Origin of the sequence: Sphingomonas sp. 10B4, from assembly GCF_035019905.1 — a bacterium.
Classification (GTDB): domain Bacteria; phylum Pseudomonadota; class Alphaproteobacteria; order Sphingomonadales; family Sphingomonadaceae; genus Sphingomonas; species Sphingomonas glacialis.
In genome coordinates this window covers 1-1,805 of the sequence record NZ_JASJVC010000152.1, presented here as the reverse complement: position 1 = coordinate 1,805, position 1,805 = coordinate 1, and the positions used below count along the sequence as shown (strand labels likewise).

Here is a 1,805-nt window from a genome sequence, read left to right as displayed (position 1 = left end):
GCCCGCCGCGGTCGTCAAACCGCAAAGCCGGGTCGGCAAAGCCCTGGTACGAAGACTCATGAATAATCCGGGCTAACATAACGATCCGCCGGGCGAAGGGCGCATCGAACCCAACAGTTCAGAACACCCAGCCTCATTGCTGAGGCTGGGTGCCTGGTTCATTCAGCGACGATAAGCGTCATTGTTACCCTGATATCCCCCGTCATAGTCGTGGTTGCGGCCATAGCCGCGGTCGTCGCTGTATCCCCGTTCGCGAGCGTCATGAATTTGCTCGTGAAGCTGTTCTAGCCGCTGCTGGGTGTAGTCGCCCTCATAGTCTCCGTAGCGAGACGATTGATAGGCCACCTGCTGGATTCGCCGCAGCTGGCTGGAAAACCGCCACGCTTCCGAGCGTGAGATCGAACCCTCGTTAATAGCCAGCTGAATGCCACGATTGATATGCTGATATTCGCTCTGAAACTCTGCATAGGTATCCCCGCCGTTGTTCCAGCTTTCATCGGTCCAATAACCGTTCTGCTGGTAAGCCGGCTGCTGGTAATAGCCGCGCTGGCGGTTGGCGTTGCTGCTCGACGCTATAACGGTGCCAATAGCCAAGCCAGCGATGCCAGCGACGATCGCCGTACCGGTGTTGTCGCGACTGTGTTGATGCTCGCCATAAGTCTGGGCTTGAGCCGGCGCGGACGCGGCCAAGGCAGTTGCCCCGAGCGCCAAAGCGAGGGTAGCTTTTGTAAACACGTTCTTCATGTCGAACTCCTCGACGGCGCCGCTGAACACCTGTTGCGCCAGCTAGAGGGCCTAATTGCCGGAGTCTTGTTGAACGGTCTCGTAATGAACTTTGCAGCCGCCGTTCAGGCAGCGGTCGCGTAGAATTTAGAGCCCGTCCAATCGGGAACATAGCGATGCGCTCATTGATTAACCTCCTAGCACCAAGAATCTCATCGCTGCGCTCCGGACAGGTTCGTTGTCCTTTGTCAGCGTTAGCCAATCCCTTGGGCTGCCTCAGGAGAACATCGATGAAAAATTTCAAACTAGCGGTCGGCGCAGTGGCGATGGTTTTGATCGCGGGTGCTCCGGCCTCTGCGCATATGAGCAAATCTCACGCCGCAATGATGAAACGTTGTCATGCGATGTCCCATTCCGCCATGATGAAGAACCATGGCTGCGCCTCAATGATGAAGCATAATATGTCGAAGGGCTCGATGAAGGGTGGCATGATGGGCAATGATTCCATGTCGAATGGAATGATGAGCAACAGCACGATGCCAAAAAACCACTGAGCGAATGGCTTGCGCCGGGAATGACACCTGTCCCGGCGCAACGCGATCAATTGGCAGCTATGCGACGCTGTCCTGCCGAAAGCTGCCCGAGCGCTAACCACGATGTGGCGACGTAGCAACCCCGCCGCTGCCGCCCAAATGCAGACTTTTGGCGTGAGCTAGCCAGCTCGCTAGTTGCCATAGGTTCAGAGCGACAGACAGGCTTGAAATCCAGGTCCTAAAGGATTGTGGGTTCGATTCCCTCCGCCCGCACAATTGCAGTTTGATGAGTGCGTGATGATCGGCCAGCCCTTGGGCGGCGACCAGATGTGTTATCCATCAAAATTCGCCCAATTATGATCGATAGAAGCACTTTCTATCGATCAATTTGATCAGGAGGAATGATTGGCAATTGCCGGACGCCGATACCGCCATCCTGTTACCATAGCGCAGCAAGCAGTTACCGCCGTCGCTTAGAGCCCGATCCGAAACTAAGTTGAGTGGTATCAGCGGGTTAGCTTGACGCCAGCCCAAGTCATTGATTCAGGG

The 1,805-nt window shown here is 55.7% G+C and carries 2 protein-coding genes; one reads left to right on the top strand and one right to left on the bottom strand.

All coding sequences use genetic code 11. The annotated features are described in order from the left end of the window. Positions 1-162: 162 nt before the first annotated feature. Positions 163-744 carry a hypothetical protein gene (locus QN347_RS19170; RefSeq protein ID WP_322159915.1) on the bottom strand — a complete coding sequence of 194 codons (582 nt, stop codon included), beginning with the start codon at positions 742-744 and terminating at the stop codon, positions 163-165. Between the two features lie 269 nt (positions 745-1,013). Between QN347_RS19170 and QN347_RS19165 the strand changes: the two genes are divergently transcribed. Then, the gene (locus tag QN347_RS19165; protein ID WP_322159913.1) at positions 1,014-1,277 is read left to right on the top strand and encodes a hypothetical protein; all 264 of its coding nucleotides are present in this window, start codon (positions 1,014-1,016) and stop codon (positions 1,275-1,277) included. The last annotated feature ends 528 nt before the right edge of the window (positions 1,278-1,805 follow it).

Bases quoted from the DNA above. Each gene is read 5' to 3' on its own strand.
- QN347_RS19170 (WP_322159915.1), bottom strand. From the start codon at position 744: ATGAAGAACGTGTTTACAAAAGCTACCCTCGCTTTGGCGCTCGGGGCA.
- QN347_RS19165 (WP_322159913.1), top strand. From the start codon at position 1,014: ATGAAAAATTTCAAACTAGCGGTCGGCGCAGTGGCGATGGTTTTGATC.